General features: G+C 41.0%; 19 protein-coding genes. 9 read left to right on the forward strand and 10 right to left on the reverse strand.

Translation table 11 applies throughout. The features are described from left to right. Window positions 1-108: 108 nt before the first annotated feature. The 6 genes from LXL81_RS12630 to LXL81_RS12655 all read right to left on the reverse strand — a co-directional run bounded on the left by LXL81_RS12630 (window position 109) and on the right by LXL81_RS12655 (window position 7929). Window positions 109-600 carry a DUF6702 family protein gene (locus LXL81_RS12630; protein ID WP_234647152.1) on the reverse strand — a complete coding sequence of 164 codons (492 nt, stop codon included), beginning with the start codon at window positions 598-600 and terminating at the stop codon, window positions 109-111. A 76-nt stretch (window positions 601-676) separates the two neighbouring features. Then, window positions 677-2008 (reverse strand): RIP metalloprotease RseP, encoded by a 1332-nt coding sequence (gene rseP / locus LXL81_RS12635; protein ID WP_234647153.1) that lies wholly within the window; start codon window positions 2006-2008, stop codon window positions 677-679. A 192-nt stretch (window positions 2009-2200) separates the two neighbouring features. After that, window positions 2201-4015: a MutS family DNA mismatch repair protein gene (locus tag LXL81_RS12640; RefSeq protein ID WP_234647154.1), complete on the reverse strand. Its 1815-nt coding sequence runs from the start codon at window positions 4013-4015 to the stop codon at window positions 2201-2203. Next, window positions 4015-5832, reverse strand: a complete 1818-nt coding sequence (locus LXL81_RS12645) for an ABC transporter ATP-binding protein (RefSeq protein WP_234647155.1) — start codon at window positions 5830-5832, stop codon at window positions 4015-4017. Before LXL81_RS12645 ends, LXL81_RS12640 begins: the two co-directional genes overlap by 1 nt. A 385-nt stretch (window positions 5833-6217) precedes the next feature. Next, complete coding sequence (locus LXL81_RS12650) at window positions 6218-7279, reverse strand: restriction endonuclease (protein ID WP_234647156.1); 1062 nt, start codon at window positions 7277-7279, stop codon at window positions 6218-6220. A gap of 239 nt (window positions 7280-7518) precedes the next feature. Beyond that, window positions 7519-7929 carry a nucleotidyltransferase substrate binding protein gene (locus LXL81_RS12655; RefSeq protein ID WP_234647157.1) on the reverse strand — a complete coding sequence of 137 codons (411 nt, stop codon included), beginning with the start codon at window positions 7927-7929 and terminating at the stop codon, window positions 7519-7521. Between the two features lie 219 nt (window positions 7930-8148). Here LXL81_RS12655 and LXL81_RS12660 point away from each other — a divergent pair, with 219 nt between their 5' ends. From LXL81_RS12660 to LXL81_RS12680, 5 genes are all read left to right on the forward strand, one after another. Next, complete coding sequence (locus LXL81_RS12660) at window positions 8149-8718, forward strand: RNA polymerase sigma factor (RefSeq protein ID WP_234647158.1); 570 nt, start codon at window positions 8149-8151, stop codon at window positions 8716-8718. Then, window positions 8699-10288: a hypothetical protein gene (locus LXL81_RS12665; protein ID WP_234647159.1), complete on the forward strand. Its 1590-nt coding sequence runs from the start codon at window positions 8699-8701 to the stop codon at window positions 10286-10288. Before LXL81_RS12660 ends, LXL81_RS12665 begins: the two co-directional genes overlap by 20 nt. Before the next feature lie 91 nt (window positions 10289-10379). Then, window positions 10380-10904 carry a ubiquinol-cytochrome c reductase iron-sulfur subunit gene (locus LXL81_RS12670; protein ID WP_234647160.1) on the forward strand — a complete coding sequence of 175 codons (525 nt, stop codon included), beginning with the start codon at window positions 10380-10382 and terminating at the stop codon, window positions 10902-10904. An 11-nt stretch (window positions 10905-10915) separates the two neighbouring features. Next, on the forward strand, window positions 10916-11818 hold the full coding sequence (locus LXL81_RS12675) for a DUF5777 family beta-barrel protein (RefSeq protein ID WP_234647161.1): 903 nt from the start codon (window positions 10916-10918) through the stop codon (window positions 11816-11818). Between the two features lie 11 nt (window positions 11819-11829). After that, window positions 11830-12396, forward strand: coding sequence for a YceI family protein (locus tag LXL81_RS12680; RefSeq protein WP_234647162.1), 567 nt, complete (start codon window positions 11830-11832; stop codon window positions 12394-12396). 28 nt (window positions 12397-12424) lie between these two features. Here the strand turns inward: LXL81_RS12680 and LXL81_RS12685 are convergent, their stop codons facing one another. Further along, window positions 12425-15862 (reverse strand): glycoside hydrolase family 2 TIM barrel-domain containing protein, encoded by a 3438-nt coding sequence (locus tag LXL81_RS12685; protein ID WP_234647163.1) that lies wholly within the window; start codon window positions 15860-15862, stop codon window positions 12425-12427. Window positions 15863-16043: 181 nt separating this feature from the next. On the opposite strand from LXL81_RS12685, the gene LXL81_RS12690 reads away from it, so the two are divergent. After that, window positions 16044-16823, forward strand: a complete 780-nt coding sequence (locus LXL81_RS12690) for a type III pantothenate kinase (protein WP_234647164.1) — start codon at window positions 16044-16046, stop codon at window positions 16821-16823. Here LXL81_RS12690 and LXL81_RS12695 read toward each other — a convergent pair. Beyond that, window positions 16813-17220 (reverse strand): gamma-glutamylcyclotransferase, encoded by a 408-nt coding sequence (locus LXL81_RS12695; protein WP_234647165.1) that lies wholly within the window; start codon window positions 17218-17220, stop codon window positions 16813-16815. The two genes, LXL81_RS12690 and LXL81_RS12695, sit on opposite strands and share 11 nt — an antisense overlap. Before the next feature lie 150 nt (window positions 17221-17370). On the opposite strand from LXL81_RS12695, the gene LXL81_RS12700 reads away from it, so the two are divergent. The 3 genes from LXL81_RS12700 (at window position 17371) to LXL81_RS12710 (ending at window position 21918) form a co-directional block, all read left to right on the forward strand. Further along, window positions 17371-18831, forward strand: a complete 1461-nt coding sequence (locus LXL81_RS12700) for a TonB-dependent receptor (RefSeq protein WP_234647166.1) — start codon at window positions 17371-17373, stop codon at window positions 18829-18831. Between the two features lie 24 nt (window positions 18832-18855). Further along, window positions 18856-20343, forward strand: a complete 1488-nt coding sequence (locus tag LXL81_RS12705) for an FG-GAP-like repeat-containing protein (protein WP_234647167.1) — start codon at window positions 18856-18858, stop codon at window positions 20341-20343. A gap of 264 nt (window positions 20344-20607) precedes the next feature. Beyond that, window positions 20608-21918, forward strand: a complete 1311-nt coding sequence (locus tag LXL81_RS12710) for a Gfo/Idh/MocA family protein (RefSeq protein ID WP_234647168.1) — start codon at window positions 20608-20610, stop codon at window positions 21916-21918. 86 nt (window positions 21919-22004) lie between these two features. Here LXL81_RS12710 and LXL81_RS12715 read toward each other — a convergent pair whose 3' ends face one another. Together LXL81_RS12715 and accC are read right to left on the reverse strand one after the other, a co-directional pair. Further along, window positions 22005-22598, reverse strand: coding sequence for a Uma2 family endonuclease (locus LXL81_RS12715; protein ID WP_234647169.1), 594 nt, complete (start codon window positions 22596-22598; stop codon window positions 22005-22007). A 163-nt stretch (window positions 22599-22761) separates the two neighbouring features. Continuing rightward, entirely contained in the window at window positions 22762-24105 is a 1344-nt protein-coding gene (gene accC / locus LXL81_RS12720) for an acetyl-CoA carboxylase biotin carboxylase subunit (RefSeq protein WP_234647170.1), read from the reverse strand. Window positions 24106-24133 lie beyond the last annotated feature (28 nt).

The following is a 24133-nucleotide window of genomic DNA, read 5'->3' on the forward strand; positions in this document are numbered from 1 at the left end:
AATCTTTTCCCAATTTATAAATAATGACTTTCAAATGAAAGGGATAAATACAACAAAATTGCTATGCCAGCCAAATGTTGTCAGGCAAAATGTCAATATTCACCTTTTTTAAAGCGTTTGAACGGCTTGTCCTTTTTTGTATAAAAAGGTTTTTGGTCCGGAAGGAAGTTTCAGATTCATCATATTAACCTGATCATCAAACGTTTCCATTAATATACTATTTTGAAGTTTCCAGCCTTCCGGATTTTCCGAAAATGGAATTTCAAGATAGATCCAGGTTGCATCAGCTTCTTCTTCTTTGCCAACATACTGGATTTCTGCTTTTCTCTGTGCGTTGCTCAGGGCAAAGTGTTTGCGGATATAATGCTCAACAAAGGAATTATTCTGATCATTATTTTTGATCGTGAAAACACGTTTATTGTTATCTTCTGAAAGCCCTTTTTCCAGATCATCCGTAAAAATACGAATACTTATTTCAAAGGTTTTCGCAGGCTTGTCATACTTCATTTGCGTTACGCTTACATGATACTGATGTTTGGGCGCAAAAGAGCTTGTGAGCCAGAAAATAAGGAGCAGAAAAGTGAGACGGGTGATCTTCAATGCAAACTTGTAAGAAGATGAGGATAATTTATAACATTGACCGGCTTACAGCATAAGCCGGTCAATGAAGAATATTTTAAAAAACAGCTTTCCAAACGTCGTTGAAAATGGCAAAGGCCATCAGTCCAAGCAACAGGACCATACCTACTTTCTGTGCATTTTCAAGGAAAACATCAGAAGGTTTACGGCCGGAAATAATCTCATAAGAAAGAATAACGGCGTGGCCTCCATCGAGAGCAGGAATTGGCAAAGCATTCATAAATGCCAAAACCATGGAAAGCAAACCAGTCAGGTGCCAGAAACGGTTCCAGTCCCAAACGCCGCCAAACATACGCGCGATCCCGATCGGGCCGCTCAATGCTTTTGAAGCCGAAACTTCTCCGCGGAAAATCTTACCAAAACCTTTGATATTATTGAAAACAACGTTGAAAGCATTTACCGTACCTTCAGAAATTGCCTGGCCAACTGTAAATTTAATTGTTGTAAACGCCAGAAGACTTTCAGGATATAAACCAATTGTTCCGTCTGGAGAAACTTTCACATTTACATCTTGCTGAACTCCTGCGCGGTCAATTACGATTTTGGCTTCCTGTCCTTTCAGTTTGGGAAGTGTTTCCTGCAACTCATTATAATAATGAATCGGAGCACCGTTGATTGAAACAATTTTATCGCCCGCTTTAATACCTGCTTTCGCGGCTGGCATGCCCGGAACCAGTTCCCTGATCTTAAACGGCATAGCAGGCATAATGAAAGTATTTTTCTCTTCGCGATCTGCTTCTGAAAGCTTTTCGATAAAATTATTAGGGATATCGATATCAACTTCCTGCCCGCCACGATTTACAGTATAAGAGCTGTTACTTCCAAGGAAGACATCCGAGCTAACCACATCGTTGAAATCAGCAAAGCTTTTTCCGTTGATCTTCACAATTTTATCACCAGTTTTCAAACCAATTTCTTTGGCAAGGTCTCCGGCTACAATTCCATATTTATTTACTTCGGCATTGGATAAAATCTTTTCTCCATCAATATACGCCAGGACGATAAAGATGAAAACACCAACGATGACATTCACAATAATACCACCAAGCATAACAATTAACCGTTGCCAGGCTGGTTTTGAGCGGAATTCCCATGGCTGGGGATCTTTGTTCATGGCCTCGGTATCCATGGATTCGTCAATCATACCCGATATTTTTACAAATCCACCCAGTGGAATTGCACCAATTCCATATTCTGTTTCTCCTTTTTGAATACTCCATACTTTCGGAGGAAAACCGATGAAGTATTTTTCAACACGCATACCAAACGTCTTAGCGGCATACATATGCCCCCATTCATGCAATCCTACCAAAATAGACAAACCCAGGATGAGCTGTCCGGCCATAATCAGGTACTCTAAGTATTCCATTCAGTCTTGAAATTATTGAAATTGATAATGGATATTGAAAATTGGAGCCATATCTCAAGGCGAGGAAGGTTCTTTATTTTCAAATATTAAACTTTTATTTTTCTTGCTAATACAAATAAACGTAAAGTCGTACAGTAAAGTTACTCAAAAGGCATGATTTCATTCAAAAACCTTTTATGAACGGTAGTCTGATCAGGATTTTTGCATGTCAATATCAATTCCCATCATGCGCATCAATTCGGATGCGTTGAAGGATTTACAAATTCCGTCGTGTAACTGATAATCAAATTTGAGCTGTCCGTTTTCTACATCTGAACGGAAATGGAAGTTCCGGACATAAGTTTCAGTCGCGCCCCACTCACCTAATTCCAGATCATGCGTTGAAACCAACCCGGCTGAACTTTTTGCATGCAGCTGACGGATTAAAGCTTCTGCACCTTTATGCCTGTCGGCCGAATTCGTTCCTTTTAATATTTCATCCAAAAGATAAAAAACCGGCGATTCATTCTTTTCATCAGCCAATTCCAAGAGCTGACGCAAACGTTTTAATTCAGCATAAAAAGAAGATGTACTTTCTTCCAGAGAATCTTGCGTACGCATACTGCTGAAAACGCGTAGCGGCGAACAGGCAAATTTGCTTGCGGATACTACCGCGCCCATTTGCGCCAAAACAAGATTTAGTCCAATGGTTCTTAAAAATGTACTTTTACCCGACATATTGGAACCTGTTACCAATATGGTTTGTCCCAGGCCATTCATGCCGAAATTATTGCTTACCCGTTTTTCTTTCGGGATAAGCGGATGTCCCATTTGACTGGTTTCAATATAAACACCTTTTTCCCAGGTTACCTGAGGAACCGTTGAATCCGGATAAGCAAAGGCATTTCCGGCCAAACTGTTCATGGCTTCGGTATCGGCAAGTACGTCGAGCCAGTCATGTAAATGTTCTTTGTTATTCTTTTTCCAGCTTTCCAAACCAGCCAGACAGTGCAAATCCCACATCGTAGTGATACCAACAAAAATGGCGAAGAAGGGATGATTTCTGTAATCAAGTCTTTCAAACAACATGCCTGCTTTTCTAAGTGAATGCGCAGATCCGCGGATTAAGGTTTGTCTTTGTTTCCACCAGCGCGACCGGAATGGAGCGGCGTCGGCGATATCCAGCAAATCAGCATAGGCAGAAAGTGTAAAACCAAGTGCTGTGGTCCGGTTTACAATATTCTGCAAAGTTTCCTGATAACGCCTGAGAATAACCAGATGCCAGGCAAGACTCAAAATCAGCAACCAGCCAGGGATAAAACCTGCGAAAAAGAGTCCGCCGATCAGTAAAGTCACCAACGGAAAAAACCGCCAGCGGAGTGAGGATTGTAGCGAATCCGGTAAAGTTTCTGCGGACCAATCCCTGAATGCACCAACCTGCTGGGCTGCGTGTTCATGTAAAAGTGCAGTCGCTTCCCAGGTTTGTCTGAGTTCAGGATTGTTTTTGAATTCCTCCACCGCCTCCTGTCTCATCAAAATTTCTTCCAGTGAAGCATGATGTTTCAGCCAGTTTGCCAGCCGGCGGCTGCCTTCGGAAGTTCTTGTCCGGTTTAATAAGCGGTATAATGAATACTCGCCAAAAATATCAAGATCGGTGGCGAAGGAGTGATTCTTTTCCTGAAAGTGAATTCCGGTATCTTTTCTTAAAAATTTAAAAGAAAGCCGCTGGATTTCATCTTCGTTTATTGTCTGGATATTCCGCTGGAAATTACGTTTCGTTTTGGCTGTCTGCTGAAGACGCATCAGTATCAAAAATAAAACAAAAGCAATGGCAGTACCAATTCCCCAGCCCGGTTGGTTGAAATGATTCCAAAGCCAGGCCGTTCCGAAAATGCTCAGAAATGCAGCAATTCTTCCAATTGACAGCAAATTAAATCTTTCAGCAGCAACGGCTTCGGCTGATTTTGCCTTTTGAAATTCTGCTTCAAAAAAAGTGTGTGGGTTGGTAATTTCCTTTTGATTATCCATTAATGGCTTTCTGCGGTTTCAAACTGTAATTTAATCAGACTTGCATACAAGCCATTGTCGAGCAACGATAATTGTTGGTGAGAACCGGATTCTGCGATCTGTCCTTCGCGGATTACATAAATTGAATCCACTTTCCGGATTGTTGCCAATCTGTGGGCAATGACAATCGTCGTGCGGTTTTTCATCAATTCATCCAGGGCAATTTGTACCAGTTTTTCCGATTCTGCATCCAGGGAGCTGGTTGCTTCATCAAGGATCAGGATTTTAGGATCTTTCAAAATGGCACGCGCAATAGCAATCCGCTGACGCTGGCCGCCTGATAATTTTATCCCGCGCTCACCCACAACGGTTTCAAATTTTTCCGGGAAAGTGTCGATAAATTCGGTAGCGTATGCTTTTTTAGCCGCATCAAAAATTTCAGCCGCAGTAGCTGATGGACGGCCGTAAGCGATATTTTCATAAATCGTACCACCAAAAAGCATAACTTCCTGAGGAACTATGGCAATATTTTTACGCAATTCAGAAATGCCATAATCAGAAACAGATTTTCCGTCGATCAGTATTTCGCCTGATTGATGGTTATAGAAACGCATCAATAATTGAATAATCGTCGATTTCCCGGCACCGCTATATCCAACCAGCGCAATTTTTTCTCCCGCCTTCACATGAAACGAAATTCCTTTCAAAACCGGAAGATCCGCTCTGGACGGATAGGCAAAGTGAACATCATTGTATTGAATTTCACCAAGTACATGACTTTCCGGCTCTTTGGCAGATTCTTCCACAGAAACTTCGGAGGTTTCCAGAAGGAGCTCAAATATTCTTTCAGACGCACCAACAGTTTTGTTGATCTGTGCATACAAATCACCCATACCACCGATGGAAGCGCCGATAAATGTTGTGTATAAAATGAAGGTAAACAAATCGGAAAGGCTCATATCACCCGATTGTACCAGACCGGCTCCAAACCAGATCACACCTACAATACCACCGAAAATGGCAAAGATGATGAAGGATACAAATCCGCCACGGAAAGTTGCCGCATGAAGTGCCAGTTTTACAACACGTCCCAAAGCTGTTTCGTAACGGTTTACTTCCAGATGTTCGTTTGTAAAAGCTTTTACAACATTAACAGATTGCAAAGTTTCTTCAACAATTACATTGGCTGCCGCCAGTTCGTCCTGCGCCTTTTTTGACAAACGACGAATGTATCTTCCAAAAAAAGCAGCGGCAATAACCAGGATCGGAAAAGTCCCCATCATGAAAAGTGTCAGCTTCCAGGAAGTATAGGAGATAATGGCAATACCAACAATCAGCGTTGCCACCTGACGGAAAAATTCTGCAATTGTGAATGACAAAACACCTTCCAGTTGGGAAACATCGGAAGTAACCCGGCTTGTCAATTCGCCAACACGGCGTTGTTCCAGAAATCCTAGAGGAAGCGTAATTATTTTGCTGTACGTATCCCGGCGCAGATCCGCCATCGCTCTTTCACTTACTCTTGTGAAAAGAAATATGCGTAGAAACGAAAATATGGATTGGAAAACGAGGACTAGAATTAAAAAGCCTGTTATCTGGTTGATTGTGTATTTTGATTTTCCTTCAATTACCTCCACAATACTTCCTACCAATTTTGGAAAGGCAAGAGATGTAAAAGTTGAAAGTGTCAGGAATACCATCCCGACGATAAAAACCCACTTATAGGGAAGTATGTAACGAAAAAGGGCAAATGTTTTTTTGAGTCCTTCCCAACTTATTTTTTTCACCGCAAAGGGAGATGCTGAGTCTCCTTCATCACTGTTTCTTCTTTTGGCCATTACAAAAAGGTATTCGACATGCGTTACTTAAATGATGCTGAACTAGAAATTATGTATGTAACAGTAGATAAAAATTATTTCAAACAACTGGTAACCATAATACTATATTCAGAACGGCAAAAGTACGGAATAATTGATAATTAAGTAGTAAGAATAGGAAGTCTGGTAATCGAGATTTGTTATTGTTTTGGGGAAAAGTCAGTTTTTGGATTTCCAAGGATTGCCGTGTTTAGGAGAAGACATTGAGGTGCGGGCCTCAGAGAGGCTTCCTGTTTATAGCAATAGATTTGTTTGTACCGTTTTAACTCCATCGGAGTTTCCTTGATTTTAGCCAGGAGGCTCCGATGGAGCTTTCACCGAAAATCTGCCGATGGATCAATTGGATTTAAATCATTGCTTTTAACTGATTCCTGTCAATTAGGGTGATCTGATTTGAAATAGACAATTCTCTTGCAGAAGGGGTGAAATAATTGTTCGTAATCACTATACCTTGGTGAGCGTTGTAATGTTTTATAGCGGCACAAACTTCTTGAACTGCTTTATTGCCGACTGGACTACTGTACAATTTCACTTGAATGACAAATCGCTCCCCGAATTTTTCTAAAACTACATCTGCACCCTGGTCGCCTGTAATCTTTGTTGTCTCAACCCGATATCCATTATTCTTGTATAGATTTGCAATGTATGTCTCAAATTGGTAAGGAGACATTTGGTCAATAGTATAAATATCAACTTCGCTTCGCTCAGATATTAATTGTTTCTTCAAACCTTCTTTTAGTTTTACTCGCCTAATATTTTGAGCATCTGCCAGGATCTGTGAGGGTGGAGTTTGTGGAATTATAATATTTTCTTCAATTAACAACTGATGTAAAAGATCTAGATAATCAGTTACATTATCACCATACTGCTCTAATGCTGCATCTAAGTATTCGTTATATAATATTGGATTATGTTTTTTTAGATTGGTTTTAAAGGAAATTTTCTTCTGACGGCTGTGTTCTAATCTTGTTATTTCTAATATTGATTCTATATCCAAATCCCAATCAAAAGAAATGACTTCAACCATTTTTAAGAATTCAGAATTATGTTTTGAATTTATTTCGAAAGGATTCTTAGTGACATAACCTTCAATCAACTTATAATCCTGTGATTCTACAAAAGCGTCTACTGCTCTAAGTCTTTTGTTTGCCAGAATCTCTTTAAGCTTTTTAGCTTCGAGTTCAAGTTGCTTTTCTTTTTCAGCTTGGTCACTTTGAGTCTTGTGTTTGAAATATTTTAATAGAAAAATTACTGCCGCGATTAGAATCAACGATCCCAGAACGACGTTGCTATTTTCCTTTATCCAAAAGATGGCTTGCAATAGACTCTTATAGATCACATACCCAGCCAATAAAAATAAACCCATTAAAATTATTGTGTTATCAGCATTCTTTTTGCCCCTTGCCATGAATAAAGTGTATAAGATAAACCTTAAAGTTATTAAACATCTTAATTGAATAATTTTTACTGTACACCAATTTAGCCTGTTATCTCCCGTACACCATACCTCTAATTGATGTTTAATTTAATTTCGCTGGGTAAGAACTTCAATTTTCGTTTTAAAGAATGACTTCATCAATTTCTGGAAAATTTGCCAAAACTGAATGAATACGCTGAATTACATTTTCTTTTAAACCGTATTCCATATTAGCCCAGGAACGCTGTCATTTTGGTTTGAAATTCTTTGAATGCGGGATAGTATGAAGCAATTATCTTATTTGTTATTTCGTCAACAACTTCTTCATTGTAGGTATGCGTTGTCAAATTCCGGCTATTGATCATATCCATCCAGTTTTCCCCATCAATTATCAGCCCTTTTTTGAAAGCTTCGCGGGTTGCGCTTCGGGATCCCATGATTGTGGAAGTTCCTTTCATTTCAAAAAAATCCTTCATTACATTCCAGGCCAGCTCGTGGGTATATTCAAATCTTTGTATAAGCCCCTCTCTTTCTAATTCAGACAATCCCGTTTTTTCCAGTACCAAGATTGCGCTTTCAAGTTTTGTAAAAGCCTTATTAAAATTTTGAAACCGTTGTATCCAGCGAATATCCTGCTCCATAATTATAAATCAAATACTTAGCACTTTTAATTCATTTACATTTGCTTAAAATTAACGAAAGTTTTGTGATAAGCAGGGAATCCGGACTTCGACAGGAAAAACGGGAATAATGAGGAGCATCGGTTAAGAAAACAAACAATTAAAAAATAATTAAAAAAAGATTTCAGTTCACGCAACCGTTTTGTCACTTGGCTCGTAAGTGCTAAAAAAACAAAAGACATGCCCGAGTATAACTCCGCCGTTCTTCATGAACTACTCGACGGCTGTTTGAAAAAGAACCGCCGTAGTCAGGAGCTGTTGTATAAGCAGTTTTATGGCTATGCCATGAGCATTTGTTTGCGTTATACACGGAGCCGGGAAGAGGCAAAGGAGATTTTGAATGATGGGTTTTTAAAGGTTTTTACAAAGCTGGATAGTTTTGACCAGAGTCGTTCTTTTAAAAATTGGCTGAGCAGGATAATGATTAATACCGCACTGGATCATTACCGGCACGAAATCCGTCATGAAGTTTTAGATGATGTTGAAGCTGCGGATCAGGTATTTGTAGATGAAACAGTAATTACTAAAATGGCACATGAAGAGATTATCGGATTGATACAGGAACTGACGCCGGCATACAGGCTGGTTTTTAGTTTGGCTGTAATAGACGGTTACACACACGAAGAGATTGCCGAGCAATTAAACATTTCCGTTGGCGCGTCAAAGTCGAATTTGTCGCGGGCCAGGGAAAAATTGAGAATGATGCTATCCAAAATAAATATAGACAATTATGAAAGAGTTTCCAGATGACGAACTGGACAAGCTCTTCAGAAAGTCTGCGGAAGAGCTTGATTCGAATTTTGATCCGGAGGATTGGAATGCGTTAAGAAACAGGTTAGACGAAAATGACGGAAGAACACCTGCTGCTTGGTTTAAAAAATGGTGGCCGGCCGGAATGCTTGCGCTTTTGATGCTGGCAGGTTTGACAACTTATTTGTTGACAAATGAAGAAGGAAATGTGGATAAGGCTGTGGTTAAGAATGAAAATCAATTCCCTGAATCAGCAGTTTTAAACAAAAAACAGAATACTGGAATAGCTGAGAAATCAGAAAATGACACAGCGGATACAAAATCGGCTGGAATTGAAAATGATATAAAAAATGCGTTTGAACTAAGATCAGGTAAGGATTTATCAACAGTTGCTGGAAAACAAACAGATTCCAAATCAGCTTCTTCGGAAGAAAGAAAGGTATTGGCCAGTGGTTCAAAGAATGCGGAGACAGACCACTTGAATAAATCTGAAAACGAATTAGAAGGAATATCCAATAATAAAAACAGGATTGCGAAATCGGAGAACGGAAAGATACTGCCCCGGCGCCGGTCTAAGGCAGGCGGAGTGTACTTAGCACCAAACCATTCTATTGGGAGAAGGGGCGACGGGGCATTTTTATCTGATCCCGATTTGAAGATTGATGGATTTTTAAAACAGGATTTTAAAAAAACAAATCCGGAAAAGCTGTATCAGGAAATCCCAAATCTTATGGATTCTGGAATACCGAAGAATAGTAAAAACAATTTTCCAATTGATCGTAAAGAGGTAGAGAATGTGTTAAACACATCAGGTACTGATGAATTAAGCCGATTAAATATTTCTGCCAGCAATTTAAAATCCAGATCACTGGTATGGAAAAAGTCAAATTCGTTACCAGAAATTGAAGTGAAGGAAGCTGATATTCTACCGGTTTCTGAACCAGTTAAAGCAGTCGGCGAAAAAGAGGCAACGCCAAAATTCGCCGTACGTTTTAGTTATTCGCCTGATATCAGCAGTGTAGGATTAAAGAATTTCACCAAACCGGGAACGGCAGTTTCGCTATTAGTTGAATACGCGGTTTTGAAGAAATTGTATATTCAGACGGGTGTCGCCAGAAGTTCAAAGGTTTATAAAGCGGAAGGTGGTGAGTATGAGTGGCCGAGCAGTTGGAATGATCAGACTGTCAGACCTTACAGTACTGATGGGACATGTAAAGTAATCGAGATTCCTTTAAATCTTAGGTATGACATCTTTCAGGGGACACATTCAAGATGGTTTGCAGGAGCAGGAGCTTCTTCTTATTACATGCAAAACGAAAAGTATGATTATAATTATAAGCCAAATGCAACCGGAGTAAAGTGGCCCGGCTGGGAAGGTTCAACAGGCTGGTACTGGCTCAGTCACATCAATGCTTCGGCAGGATATGAGTACCGGGTTTCAAAAAATTTATCACTTTTAGCAGAACCTTATGTGCGGATTCCGGTTAAGAAAGTTGGCTTTGGAAAAGTAGATTTATTCACGACCGGCGTGTGGTTTTCAATAAGATACACCCCTCTTTTTAAAAAATAACAAGGTCTGTACAGATCATTTTGTCAATTCCTGCAAAATCGGGAAACAGGAAAAGTATGTCCAAATTTTCACTAACCTACTTAATATTATCATGAACACTTCGCAAAAAGAAACAATGAAAAGAGGAGAATTTCTAAGGAGCCTGAGCCTCGGAACATCAACATTAATGGCCTTTTACTGCATGGGAACGATGACCTCGTGCAGCTCCGGAGAAATGGATCCTTTAACAACAACAACACCTACTACACCGACAACGGGAACCGGAACATCTGGTTTAACCGGAAATGCAACGACTTCTGCCGGAGCGATCAGCTTTACTGTTGATCTTACAAATGCAACCTATTCCAAATTGAAAACGGCTGGTTCTTATATTATCATCGGCGATTTGATCGTGGCACTTTCCACGACAAATACTTATGCAGCACTTTCCAAGGTATGTACGCACGAAGGAACAACGGTCCAATACAGAAGTTCTGAAAATGATATCTATTGTTCCAATCACGGATCAGAATTTAATCTGACAGGCGCAGTAGATAAAGGCCCGGCAGTGGCCGCTCTGAAAGCTTACAAGACCGTGCTCTCAACAGATGGTAACACTTTAACCGTATCAGCATAATCTTGAAAACAATGAAAGCACTCCGCCTCGCAATCATTTTATTTTTTCCGGTAACTGTTCTGCACGCCCAGAATGACTTACTCGGGGAATTGAACAAACTGGATAGTAACACAACCGTTCCTGTCGAGGCTACTTTTAAATCCACAAGAATCATAAACGGGCATTCTGTGGAAACGGTGAAGAAAAACCATATGGATTTCCGGATTTCTCACCGTTTTGGGCGGCTGAATTCTGGTTCCTACCAACTATACGGATTGGACCAGGCAACGCTGAGATTAGGATTTGAATACGGACTTACCGATGATCTGATGATCGGTGTTGGAAGAAGTACAGAGCAAAAAGCATTTGACTTTTTTGCCAAATATCGATTGTTAAAACAAACTTCCGGAGCCAAAGTTATTCCGGTTTCTGTTACACTTTTTGCAAGCAGTGCCATCCGGACTTTGAGGCCGGTTTCGGATGAGGAAATACCAAGGACTTTCCAGAATAAGCTTACCTACGTGTATCAGGCCCTGATAGCCCGGAAATTCAGTGAAAAACTCTCTTTGCAAATTACACCAACCTATCTATATCGAAACCTGCCTGAACTGACGGGAGAGGAGCGGGGTCTTTTCTCCCTTGGTTTAGGTGGCCGGTTAAAGATCAGCAAACGGGTTTCTGTTAACGCAGAATATTTCTGGACAGCCCGAAATAACAGTTCCCTTCCATACCATGATTCTATGGCATTGGGTGTTGATATTGATACAGGTGGCCACGTTTTTCAGCTTCATTTTACCAATTCTCTGGGCATGATCGAAAAGCAATTTATTGGTGAGACAACCGGAAGCTGGGGCAAAGGTGATGTGCACTATGGCTTCAATATTTCCAGGACTTTCAGTTTTGACAAAAAAGCAAGAGGAAAGGTTAATTACTAAACACGAGATTTATGAAACGACATATAGTCCTGAGCGTAATCTTTTTGATGACGATTTCGGGAATATCCGGCAAAGCTTTTGCGCAGGGAGGGATGTTCGCAACGGCGACCGGCAATACACGTTTTTCGTCAGAAACCCCGATGGAAAACATTTATGCCGAAAATAAGAAAACGCAGGTTTTACTTAATACCGGAACAGGCGAAATTGCTATCCGAATGACGATGCGTGATTTTGTTTTTCCAAACAAACTGATGCAGGAACATTTTAATGAAAATTATATGGAGTCTGCGAAATATCCGACAGGGACATTCAGCGGGAAACTTGACCAGACAATTGATTTTACAAAAGATGGTACTTATGATGCTTCTGTAACCGGAAGTTTCACCATTCACGGCGTGGCTAAAACAAGAACGATTAAGGGAAAACTGAAAGTAGAAGGATCAAAAATTACGATTAGTTCTGACTTTGAAGTGGCGCTGACGGATCATAAAATTGAAGTTCCTTCCATCGTTTTTGTTAAAATCGCGCAGTCTATAAAAGTAAAATCTGAATACATCCTTGCTCCATATAAAAAGTAACAAAGGCTGTATTCAGGTTAGTGAAAGTCTATCTTCTTCTTTTCTTTTTTGAAGATGATTTCTTTTTCGAGCTTGATTTTTTTCTTGAAACCGACTTCTTTTTACGGGTCGGTTTCTTTTTGTGTGAAACGCGTTTTTTAGAATATTTTGAAGAATATCTTCTGGTGGTCGGTTTAACAACTTCCTCTTCTTCGGCATCGTCGCCAGCCACTTCTTCGGTTTCATCTGCGGTGGTGGCAGTAACACCTGGAATTGGTTTTGGGGCGATTGCAGGCAGTTTGGTATGAACAATCTGCTCAACGTTTGAGGAATTATCAATACCTTTCAATCGGAAAGAATAAGAATAGGGTTTGGCGGGTAATCTGTATTTGTCATGCACCCGCGGCGACCAGCTATCATCGCCGCCAAGTCCCATCTGCGCCAGATCCAGATTGACAACGGTTGTATTTCCTCTTGAAAAATCAGAAGCTCTTTCCTTGGCAGCCACCAATTCCTTGTCCGTATAATCGTGGACATTGACATTTAAAACCGAATCACTGATTGCCAGCAAACCAAGGCCGTCTTCGTTAGTAACACTCGCCCAGCGAACGTCGGTTTTATTCCCATTTTCCTGCGGACTGATATAAGGAAAATGCTGCTCTGCCACAGTTCCGGAATATAATCCGATTCGCCCGCTGCTTTTCCGGTCGGCATAGGTTTCGTAAGGCCCGTTTCCATACCATTCAAATTTGTCAAAAGTCGCGGGCATTTGCAGCTGCATACCTACTTTCGCCAGTGAAGGCCATTCTCCGCTTGGTGTAAAAGTGTTTTTTACCTCAATATCTCCCGACGCGTAAATGGTGTAAATTGAACTGACGATCATCGCACCGGCTTTGCTGCGCAGACTTTTCATCATCGTTACTTTGAATACATGGGGGTTCAGTTTTTCCACACGCAGGTCAGAACCTGTCAGCCTCAAAGAATCCAGATTGGCATTTCTCCAGCTGGTTGCAAAACTTTGTTTTTTTCCACCCTCATCATTATCTGTCGGTACACGCCAGAAATTTGCAAATGGTCCCGATTCCAGTAGCTCTTCTTTTTTGTACATAAAAGAAGACATCCGTGCCGTTTTCTTATTGAAACTAACAGAGAAATTTTGCCCGCTGATGGTAATTCCCTTTCCACGTGTCAGCGACAAACGTAACGCCGGGCTGCGTGTGTAGGCAATGTCTTTCATTTCATCCGTAGAAACTTGAAGCGGAACCTGATACCAGGCCACTTCATGACCGGCAGAAGCCCATAAATTAGCCTTTTTTGTCCGTATGCTCAGGTTAAGGAAATATTCATAACCTGGTTTTGGATTGGAAGGTATCTGGTAAGGAATCGTAAGCTGCTGCGATTGTTTTGAAAGTGCGGTCAGATTTGAAATCGTCCCTTCCCCGATTGATTTACCATTTTCCTGTAATGACCAAATCAGCTCAAATCCACTTAATGAAATAAAATCATAAGTGTTTTTAATTGTAATCTGATGTTGTCCGGCACGTAATGTATCTGGAATTTCAAATTTTATATTTTGATAAACCTTTTTAACTTCATTGATTTCAGGCTGAGGAACGCGGTCAGGATTTACGAGTCCGTCGCCGGCATTGGCACCGTCGATATAATTAAAATAATCCCAGTATTGTTTTCCGTCGGCTCTTTTCAGGCTAAGCCCCTGATCTACCCAGTCCCAGATAAAACCGCCCTGCATGGTCGGATATTTTTCAATTACGTCCCAATAATCCTTAAAATTTCCGATGCTGTTACCCATTCCATGTGCATACTCACAAACGATCAACGGCCGGTTTTTATCTTTTTTTACCAGTTCGATCATGTCATTAACCGACGGGTACATCACCGAAATAATATCAAAATTGCTCAGCGTGGTCGGTTTGTAATTACTTCTTCCTTCATAATGAATAGGGCGTGTAGGATCGGACAGGCGGATATAATCGGCCATGGCTGTGAAATTGGCACCCATACCGGATTCATTTCCCAGAGACCAGATGATAATGGAAGGATGATTTTTATCGCGTTCCAGCATCGCAGTGCCCCGCGCAAGAAAAGCAGCTTTCCACTGGGACTTATCGGCCAGGATTATGTTTTTGCCCCACAATTCATGACTTTCAATATTGGCTTCGTCCATGACGTACAGACCATATTCATCACACAGATCATACCACTCAGGCACGTTTGGATAATGCGAAGTCCGAACCGCGTTGATGTTGTGTTGTTTCATCAAAACGATATCTTTGATCATGGATTCGCGGTTTATCACACGGCCTGTTTCCGGATCAAATTCATGGCGGTTCACACCTTTGATCATAATCGGTTTTCCGTTAACCATCAGCTGTCCGCCGGAAATTTTAATCTCACGGAAACCAACGCGCTGGCTTACTGCTTCAATTGTTTTCCCGTTTGAATTTAAAATCTGGATTGTCAGCGTGTAAAGATTCGGAGATTCTGCGCTCCATTTATAAGGATTGGTTACCGGCAGATCGATACGGACCGGCAGTTCTCCTGATGGTTCAATCGTAGTAATCGGGCGACTGACCGGAGAAATGACAACGGATTTATTGGCATCGTATAAAGTATAAACCAACTGATTTCCGGCAGCGGCCTGCTTTGAAAAATTCTTGATGAAGGTGCTGATCTTTAAAGTTGCATTCTGATAATTGGCATCCAGATCCGTCCGGACTGAAAAATCATTCATGTGCACATCGGGAACAGTGATCAGGTTCACATCCCGGAAAATCCCTGACAAACGCCAGAAGTCCTGGTCTTCCAGATAACTGCCATCCGACCAGTTGATTACTTCAACAGCCAAATGATTAATACCCGTTTTGATATCGTCGGTGACATTAAATTCAAAAGGTGTCATCCCATCTTCATGGTAACCGATCGCTTCTCCATTCAGCCAAACGTAACAAGCCGACTGAACACCGCCAAATTGAAGAAAGTACGTTTTTCCCTTATCCGCGTCGGTAATGTTGAAAGTGGTTCGGTAAAGTCCGGTGGCGTTGGTATCCGCATCAATCCCGGGAGGATTGGCTTTGAAGGGATGTTTTATATTGGTAAAAATCGGTTTATCATAAGCGCGGCCTTCTCTTGCTCCGAAAACCTGCCAGTTGGATGGAACAGGCAAATCATCCCAGTCTGACGTTGGCACATTTGGCTGGAAAAAATTGGAAGGTGCTTTGGACGGATGGGAAACCCACTTAAACTTCCAGGTTCCGTTTAGTGATTTTACAAAAGGTGATTTTTTATCAAATTTAAGTGCGCTTTTTTCGTCAGCATATGGCACAAAATCAGCACGGTTTTTTTCTGTATTGACGCTGATCACTTCCGGATCTTTCCATTCAGGAATTCTTTGGGCTTTAAGCGTAATTGTGGTAAAAAAGAGAAAAGTATAAAGGATTAAAAACCGGCAGCTATTCAAATAATACATGTTTTTTACTAAATCGGAGTGAATTTTACTTATTACAAAAGTAACCGTAAGGCACGGAGCGGGATATTCGTAAAAGTATTAAAAGTAGGTTTAAACAAAAAGAAACCATGTTTAAAAACGCCTGCAATTGCCGTTTTATTTCGATTATGCTTTTATTTGTCCTCTCATATAAAATCTGATTATGCTGTTAGCTGTCGATGTTGGTAATACGGATACTGTTTTTGGGCTATACAAAACCGGCGTGTGGGAACATGTCTGGCGTGAACGATCGCTGGCCCAGGAAAGTGAGTCGCACTACGCGTCGAAGCTAATGCTGCATTTTCTGGAAGCAGGAATTTCATTCAATGAGGTGAAAACGGTGGTTTTGAGCAGTGTTGTTCCTGCACTTACTCCTGTCATACAGAAAATGCTCCGGTCACTGTTTGGTGATGATACGATTGTTGTCGGCCCCAATACCTTTCCCGGATTGACTATTGCAATCGATCATCCACACGAATTGGGCGCGGATTTAATTGCCAATGCCGTTGCGGTAATTACACGTTACCAGCAAAACTGTGTTGTAGTTGATTTTGGTACCGCATTAACTTTTACAACCGTTTCCAAAGAAGGTGAAATTTTAGGGGTCGCCATTTTGCCCGGACTGTTAACCGCCGTAAAAGCATTGTTTGCCAATACTGCGCAACTCCCGGAAGTTCCTTTAAAATTACCAGAATCTGCTATTGGAAAAAATACAGTACAATCCATTCAGGCAGGTATTTTACTCGGATATGAAGGTCTGGTAAAATCGCTGATCCAGCGTATTCGTGCAGAAATGGGTGGGCAATGTATCGCCGTAGCCACCGGCGGATTATCTTCAATTATCGATACACTCCGCGATGAATTTGTTGAAATTGACAGGAAACTCACGTTGGACGGATTGCGTATTATCGGAGAAAAAGTGGGCGGCAAGATTACAAATTAACCTGCCGGAAATCTCCGCTTTCAATGATTTCAAGGTCTGTGGTATCCTGATTGTAAAGATAAATCCAGCAATTTATAGTAGATCCGTCGGTCATTAAAACCGGAATGATCTTACGCAGATAAAGACTTTTCTCTTCGTCGTCAAAAACATCTTCATACTCGTCCAGTTCAGGGAAAAGAATTTCCGGAACTGTGATTTTATATACTTCGCCAAAAATCCGGCTTTGATTTTCCTCTTCATAAACCGCACCAGGGTACCAGTCAATTTTATACAGCGTTCCCGGGAATGATCCTTTCCCTGTAAATGTTGATAAGGTATGGAGGCGCTCGGCAAATGGATTGCTAAATCCCTGCATCAGTGTCCCGTATGTAAACAGAAAATCAGCGTGTGAAGGCATAGAAATAAAATAGTTTAATTCCTTCTGTTAATAGTAATAAATTATAGAATTTTTCGATTCTAATATATATTCTGTAACTGTTATTAACTATTCGGAATGGGATTTTTCTTATATTTACGTGTAAAGCTCTTCATCTAACCCAGAATTGATATGTACGAAAAGAATCTTGGTACTAAACAAAAGGCGTTAAGAATTAATCTCGACCGTCGGATTTATGGCTCATTTGCTGAAATCGGCGCAGGGCAGGAGACAGCAGCATTTTTTTTCAAATCAGGTGGTGCATCGGGTACGGTGGCCAAAACCATGTCGGCCTATGACATGACTTTCAGTGACGCAATTTACGGAACAGAGGAAGGCGGGCGTTACGTAGTGGAGTCAAGGCTGATGAAAATGTTGAACCGGGAATATAATCTTGTTGAAAAACGTCTTCAGGAAAAACGGGGTTCAGAAAGCCAGTTTTTTGCTTTTGCTAATACGGTTGTTGCTTTAAATTTTCAAAAAACGAATGAATCGCATGGCTGGATAGGCCTTCAGTTTCAGTTAACACCACTCGGACCGTCAAATTATGTCGTGATTCACGTACGTATGCGGGATGACGAAAATCTTCTTCAGCAGCAGGCTTTGGGGATAATCGGCGTTAATTTGATGTATGGCTGTTTCTTTTATCATAAATCTCCTGAAACTTTGTTGTTGTCCCTAATGGACGATTTAACACCGGATCGTATTGAAATTGATATGGTTCGTTTCAGCGGGCCGGATTTTGTGAAGGTTGATAACCGTTTGATGAGCCTTCGTCTGGTTAAGAACGGTTTTACCGATGCAGCACTTTTTGGTTCTGATGGTGGCGTTTTGCAGCCTTCGGAAGCCTTATACAAAAAACATATTCTGATGATGCGTGGCCGTTTGCGCCCGATCACCAATGTGCATATTGATTTGATCAGTAACGGACAAAAGCAGTTTTTAGCTGAGCCTGATGTGGACGAATCCAAGGTGGTTCTTGTTTCTGAGCTGACTTTACACAACCTGAAAGGTTCTGACAAGGATATTGACGAAAAGGATTTTCTTGACCGTGTGGATATCCTGTGCTCGCTTGGGCATATGGTAATGATATCCAACCACCACGAATATTTCCGTTTGGTTGCTTACCTTTCCCGTTTGTCGAAATTAAAAGCCGGCTTGCTTTTGGGAAGTCCGAGCTTGCAGGATATTTTTGATGAAAAACATTATGAGTTTCTTCCGGGTGGTATTTTAGAATCCTTTGCAACACTTTTCAGTCGTAAAGTGAAACTGTTTATTTATCCGACCTTACAGCCGGATGGCTCGGTGTATAGTTGCGAGAATTTCATTGTTGATGACCATCTGCGTCCGTTATTCCAATACCTGATCATCAATAATAAAATTGAGGATATAATTAATTATAATAAAGAACATATGCATATTACAACGGATAGTGTTCTTGAAAAGATAAAAAGAGGAGAGCCTGGATGGGAAAACCTCGTGCCGGAAAATGTAGCAAAAATTATCAAAGAAAAATCACTTTTTGGATTACCAAGCGAGGAATCAAACACCAATGTGGTGAAGTCTATTCATCAGGTGGTTGGTAATATGTAGTAGAAATCATTGTTTATTAATTCCATGTCATTCAGACAAAGTTTGCTGTTTTCAAAATCGCTGTTGTTTATTCTGGCAGTTTTGTTTCCGCTTGCAGGAATTTCTCAGACTCTGTGGTCAAAAATGCTGCCGAAGGTTTCTACTTTTTCTTCTCCCAGAGTTACCGATCTTAACCGTGATGGTGTAAAAGATATCGTGCTTGGCGTTGGCAGATTGGAATTTATGGCCTGTGATTCGGCTATCATCGCGCTCGATGGAAAAACGGGTGCGTTGCTTTGGAAGAATCCTGCGAAGGACCAGATCTTTGGTTCCGCAATTTTGAAAGATCTGAATAAAGATGGCATTGATGATATTATCATTGGCGGAAGGGTAGGAGAGTTGCAGGCGATCAATGGAAATACCGGAGCCATTATCTGGAAATTCGATAAAAAAACGCCTTCTCAGAAAAGTAAAAAGTGGTATAATTTCTATAATCCCCAACTGATTCCGGATCAGGATGGTGATGGAATGGAAGATATCCTGATTTCCAATGGCGGTGATGTAACTGTAAAACCTTATGATCCCAAACGTCCGGCCGGGAAACTGGCGATACTAAGTTCCGCAACCGGAAAGGTAATTGCAGAAGCCATGATGCCCGATGGAAAGGAAACCTATATGTCAGTTTCTGTTATAAAACATTTCTCAAGTGATGATTACAGAGTGATATTCGGAACCGGTGGAGAAACCATTGGCGGAAATCTTTATGTAGGGTCTTTAAAAGATATTCTGGCAGGAGATTTATCTGCTTCCGTTAAAATTGCCACAAGCCCGGACAAGGGATTTATTGCCCCCGCAGTTTGGGTCGATATTAATGAAGATGGCATTGCTGATGTTGTAGCCAATGCCGTGGACGGTCGTGTTTTAGCTTTTGACGGCAAAACGCTGGCACCACTTTGGAATGTTAAAATTCCCAACTCGGAAGCATATACTTCAATCGCGGTGGGCGATTTTACACCTGATAAAATTCCCGATTTCTTTGTTTCAGTCGCCAAGGGACGGTGGCCTAAACTGGAAACGACAGAACAATATATGATCAATGGAAAAAACGGTGAGGTTGCGTTCAGGGATTCTCTGGGCAAATATCAGACAAGCACACCGGTCGTTGTCGATATAGATGAGGATGATCAGGAAGAGGTAATTATGAGCGTTAATTACGAAAACAGGGATCAGTTTGGCAGAAAAGAGTTTTTAAATACGCTGGCAGTTATTGGTTTCAGAACGAATGAAGTTGTTGAGTTAATAAAAGGGCTTCCCGGACATAATCTTTCTTCCACGCCATGGATCGGAGACATTGATAATGACAATATGCTGGATATTGTTTTTTGCAGCAGTACAAATAAATACCGGACCTATGCTTTCGATGGTATGCAGGTTAGTCTGATCAAAACGAATATAAAAATCACGAAGCCCATCCGTTGGGGTGCTTATATGGGAACGTATTATGATGGCGTTTTCCATACAGATGGAAAATAATTTCATTTGCCTTCACTTATCCTTTCTCATTTGTCCTGCCAATTTAATCCAAGCTGACAGCGGCCAAACTTATTCTATTTTAGTTTTAGGAGATTCGTCCTTTTTTGTTTTCTGTATATAATTATAATTCAAAATAATTGTATTTTTTATCAGTAACTATTCGGGGTAGAATTCTTATACGTGCGTCTAACGAGTTACTTATCAGGACGATAAAATAGAAAAGTAATTATTTTCAAAAGAACGAAATTCCTAAATCTATATCTCATGAATAAAGAAAACGAAGTTTCCCGACGGGAATTTATCAAAAGTACCACCGGTGCTGCTGTTGCGCTTTCCATTCCTTCTATTATTCCAGCCAGTGCCTTTGGAGCAAATGATCGTGTACGGGTGGCAGTAATCGGAGTAAATGGACGTGGACAAGATCATATCAAAGGTTTTTCTAATCTTCCCAATGTTGAACTGGTAACGATTTGTGATCCGGATAACAACGTTTTGCAAACCCGTGCAAAACAATATGCTGAAAAATATAACGGCAAACAGCTCAAAACTGAAAACGATCTTCGTAAAGTTTATGAAGATAAATCCATTGATGCGGTTAGTATTGCCACACCAAATCACTGGCACTCTCTGGCGGCGATATGGGCTTGCCAGGCAGGAAAAGATGTGTATGTTGAAAAACCGGGATCTCATAACCTGCATGAGGGGCGCAAGATGATAGAGGCGGCACATAAATACAAACGTGTAGTGCAGCACGGTGTGCAGCTCAGAAGTTCTGTTGCTTTGCAGGAAGCTGTGAAACACATGCGGGATGGACTGATTGGAAATGTTTATATGGCACGTGGCCTTGTTTATAAATGGAGACCGGACATAGGAGATAAAGGCGTTTCTGCGGTACCGGAAGGTTTGAATTACGATCTGTGGACAGGTCCGGCAGAAATGAAGCCTTTCTCAAAAAACTACGTGCATTATGACTGGCACTGGCATTGGAATTATGGAAACGGTGATATCGGAAACCAGGGAATTCATGAAACCGACATGTGTATGTGGGGATTGGGTGTTGAAAGTTTCCCGGAAAAAATAACTTCATCTGGCGGGAAATTCCTATGGAATGATGCAAAGGAAACACCTGAGGTTTTAACATCTTCCTTTGTTTATCCGAAAGAAAAAAAGATAATCGAATTTGAAGTGCGCCCCTGGATGACCAATGAAGAAGGTGGGGTAGGAATTGGCAATATATTTTATGGAAGTGAAGGTTACCTGGTAGTTAAGGGATATGATTATTACGAAACTTTCCTGGGTAAAGAAAAAAAGCCGGGGCCAACGCGTAAGGAAGGTGGTGATCATTACAAAAACTTTATTGAAGCGGTCATCGCAAGAGATCCTAAAAAAGTAAATGCCCCGGTTGAAACAGCTCATTTGGCATCTGGTCTGGCACATTTGGGAAATATTGCATACAGGACAGGCAGAGCGTTAACCTTCGATCCTAAAACAGAAAAATTTGTCGGAGACAATGACGCCAATACCTATCTGACAAGGAAATACAGAGCGCCCTATACCGTTCCGGAGATCGTTTAGAAAAAATTTGTGTGTGTGTTTATGAACAGAACAGCCCGGATGAAATTTGTCCGGGCTGTTTTTTAGTGATAAAAATAAGAATTTCCTTAGTCAAAAATCTCGTCTAAATTTATTTCCAGATCCGGAAAAATGCTGGATTTGAGCGTTGAAGTCGCAGGTTTCAATCCAACGTATTTTCCGCTTTCATTTAAAACATATATGTATATTGTATTTACAGAAGGCTCAACCAACCAATATTCTCTTACACCGGCTTCTTCGTATAAATTATATTTTTCGTTTTTTTCTTTCGTTGAGTTACCCGGAGAGAGAATTTCAATAACAAGATCCGGAGCCCCTATACAGCCTTTTTCATCCAATTTATTTTCATCACAGATCACACAAAGATCCGGCTGGACCACAGTAAATATTTTACCGTCACTTGCCAACGAATCTTTTCTGGGAAGCCTTACGTCAAACGGAGCGTAAAAAATCTGGCAATAGTGATTTTTAAAAAACTGACCCATTTCTAAATGCAACCTACCCGATATCTTTTGATGGCGCAAAGAAGGCGCAGGTGACATTGTAAAAATTTTACCCTTGATCAGTTCCAGGCGTTCTTCAATTCGCCATAGCAAATAATCTGCATAGGTATAAGTCCCATCCAGATCCAGCTGATTAATATCCGTTACATTCGTTGACATAGTATGTAAGTTAGTAAGGTAAAGCTACTTAAATTTAAGATAAACCTCAAAACCAGAAAAGGTGCCCGGTTCTATAAACCAGACACCTTTTCAAAATATTATATCAAATAAAACTCCCAGCTATTCTGCGCGAAACTCCGATAACGCTGCGTTTAAAACAAATTTAAAGCGTCGTGAAATCAAATGATTCCAAAAATTTCGTTGTGAAATTTCCGGATTGGAAACCAGGATCATCCATCAACTTGATATGGAACGGAATGGTCGTTTTGATACCTTCAATCACAAATTCCTGCAAGGCACGTTTCATTCTGGTAATAACTTCCTCGCGCGACTGGCCGCTAACGATCAGTTTTGCTATCATTGAGTCATAGTTTGGCGGAATAGTATATCCACTGTAAACATGCGAATCAATACGAATACCATGACCACCCGGAAAATGCAAATTCGTGATTTTTCCAGGTGAAGGACGGAAACCATTTGCAGGATCTTCCGCATTGATACGGCATTCCATTGCAAATAATTTCGGCGTATAATTAATACCCTTGATCGGATCTCCGGCAGCAACTTTAATTTGCTCTTTGATCAAATCAAAATCAGTAACCTCTTCCGTAATCGGGTGTTCAACCTGAATACGCGTGTTCATTTCCATGAAAAAGAATTCACCGTATTTGTCGACCAGAAACTCAACTGTTCCCGCACCTTCATAACCGATTGCCTGCGCACCTTTGATAGCAGCTGCACCCATTCTTTCGCGAAGTTCAGGCGTAACCACAGGAGAAGGCGTTTCTTCAACCAGTTTCTGGTGGCGACGCTGAATAGAACAGTCACGTTCTGACAAGTGACAAACTTTACCATATTGATCACCGATGATCTGGATTTCAATGTGGCGAGGCTCTTCAACAAATTTTTCAAGATACAAACCGTCATTTCCGAAAGCCGCAGCAGATTCTGTACGTGCATCGTTCCATGCCTTTTCAAATTCTTCCGGTTTGTTGATGATACGCATACCGCGTCCACCACCACCGGCTGTTGCTTTCACAATAACAGGATATCCGATACCAATGGCTAATTGTTTGCCCTGTTCAACTGATTCAAGCAAACCTTCCGAGCCCGGAACAACCGGAACGCCTGCTTTGATCATGGTTGCTTTGGCAGTTGCCTTGTCGCCCATTCCGTTGATCTGAGCGGCTGTTGCTCCAATAAATTTAATACCGTAATCAGCACAAATCTGAGAGAATTCAGCGTTTTCAGACAAAAACCCGTATCCCGGATGTATTGCATCTGCGCCTGTAACTTCGGCAGCAGAAATAATATTTTGTATACTCAGGTAAGACTGACGGCTTGGCGGAGGCCCGATACAAACAGCTTCGTCAGCAAAACGTACGTGAAGGCTGTCACGATCAGCAGTTGAGTAAACTGCAACCGTTTTAATACCCATTTCACGGCAGGTCCTGATCACACGTAGTGCGATTTCACCTCTATTGGCAATGAGAATCTTTTTAAACATGAAATTTAATTTAGTTTTTAAGACCGGT

The sequence above is a fragment of the Dyadobacter sp. CY356 genome (assembly GCF_021440195.1).
Taxonomy (GTDB): domain Bacteria; phylum Bacteroidota; class Bacteroidia; order Cytophagales; family Spirosomataceae; genus Dyadobacter.

Excerpts from the sequence above, each read along its gene's own strand:
- LXL81_RS12675 (WP_234647161.1), top strand. The coding sequence starts at position 10,916 with ATGAAAGCACTCCGCCTCGCAATCATTTTATTTTTTCCGGTAACTGTT.
- LXL81_RS12660 (WP_234647158.1), top strand. The coding sequence starts at position 8,149 with ATGCCCGAGTATAACTCCGCCGTTCTTCATGAACTACTCGACGGCTGT.
- LXL81_RS12715 (WP_234647169.1), bottom strand. The coding sequence starts at position 22,598 with ATGTCAACGAATGTAACGGATATTAATCAGCTGGATCTGGATGGGACT.
- LXL81_RS12645 (WP_234647155.1), bottom strand. The coding sequence starts at position 5,832 with ATGGCCAAAAGAAGAAACAGTGATGAAGGAGACTCAGCATCTCCCTTT.
- LXL81_RS12680 (WP_234647162.1), top strand. The coding sequence starts at position 11,830 with ATGAAACGACATATAGTCCTGAGCGTAATCTTTTTGATGACGATTTCG.
- LXL81_RS12640 (WP_234647154.1), bottom strand. The coding sequence starts at position 4,015 with ATGGATAATCAAAAGGAAATTACCAACCCACACACTTTTTTTGAAGCA.
- LXL81_RS12710 (WP_234647168.1), top strand. The coding sequence starts at position 20,608 with ATGAATAAAGAAAACGAAGTTTCCCGACGGGAATTTATCAAAAGTACC.
- LXL81_RS12695 (WP_234647165.1), bottom strand. The coding sequence starts at position 17,220 with ATGCCTTCACACGCTGATTTTCTGTTTACATACGGGACACTGATGCAG.
- LXL81_RS12685 (WP_234647163.1), bottom strand. The coding sequence starts at position 15,862 with ATGTATTATTTGAATAGCTGCCGGTTTTTAATCCTTTATACTTTTCTC.
- LXL81_RS12705 (WP_234647167.1), top strand. The coding sequence starts at position 18,856 with ATGTCATTCAGACAAAGTTTGCTGTTTTCAAAATCGCTGTTGTTTATT.
- rseP (WP_234647153.1), bottom strand. The coding sequence starts at position 2,008 with ATGGAATACTTAGAGTACCTGATTATGGCCGGACAGCTCATCCTGGGT.
- LXL81_RS12690 (WP_234647164.1), top strand. The coding sequence starts at position 16,044 with ATGCTGTTAGCTGTCGATGTTGGTAATACGGATACTGTTTTTGGGCTA.
- LXL81_RS12700 (WP_234647166.1), top strand. The coding sequence starts at position 17,371 with ATGTACGAAAAGAATCTTGGTACTAAACAAAAGGCGTTAAGAATTAAT.
- LXL81_RS12665 (WP_234647159.1), top strand. The coding sequence starts at position 8,699 with ATGAAAGAGTTTCCAGATGACGAACTGGACAAGCTCTTCAGAAAGTCT.
- LXL81_RS12670 (WP_234647160.1), top strand. The coding sequence starts at position 10,380 with ATGAACACTTCGCAAAAAGAAACAATGAAAAGAGGAGAATTTCTAAGG.
- LXL81_RS12655 (WP_234647157.1), bottom strand. The coding sequence starts at position 7,929 with ATGGAGCAGGATATTCGCTGGATACAACGGTTTCAAAATTTTAATAAG.
- accC (WP_234647170.1), bottom strand. The coding sequence starts at position 24,105 with ATGTTTAAAAAGATTCTCATTGCCAATAGAGGTGAAATCGCACTACGT.
- LXL81_RS12650 (WP_234647156.1), bottom strand. The coding sequence starts at position 7,279 with ATGGCAAGGGGCAAAAAGAATGCTGATAACACAATAATTTTAATGGGT.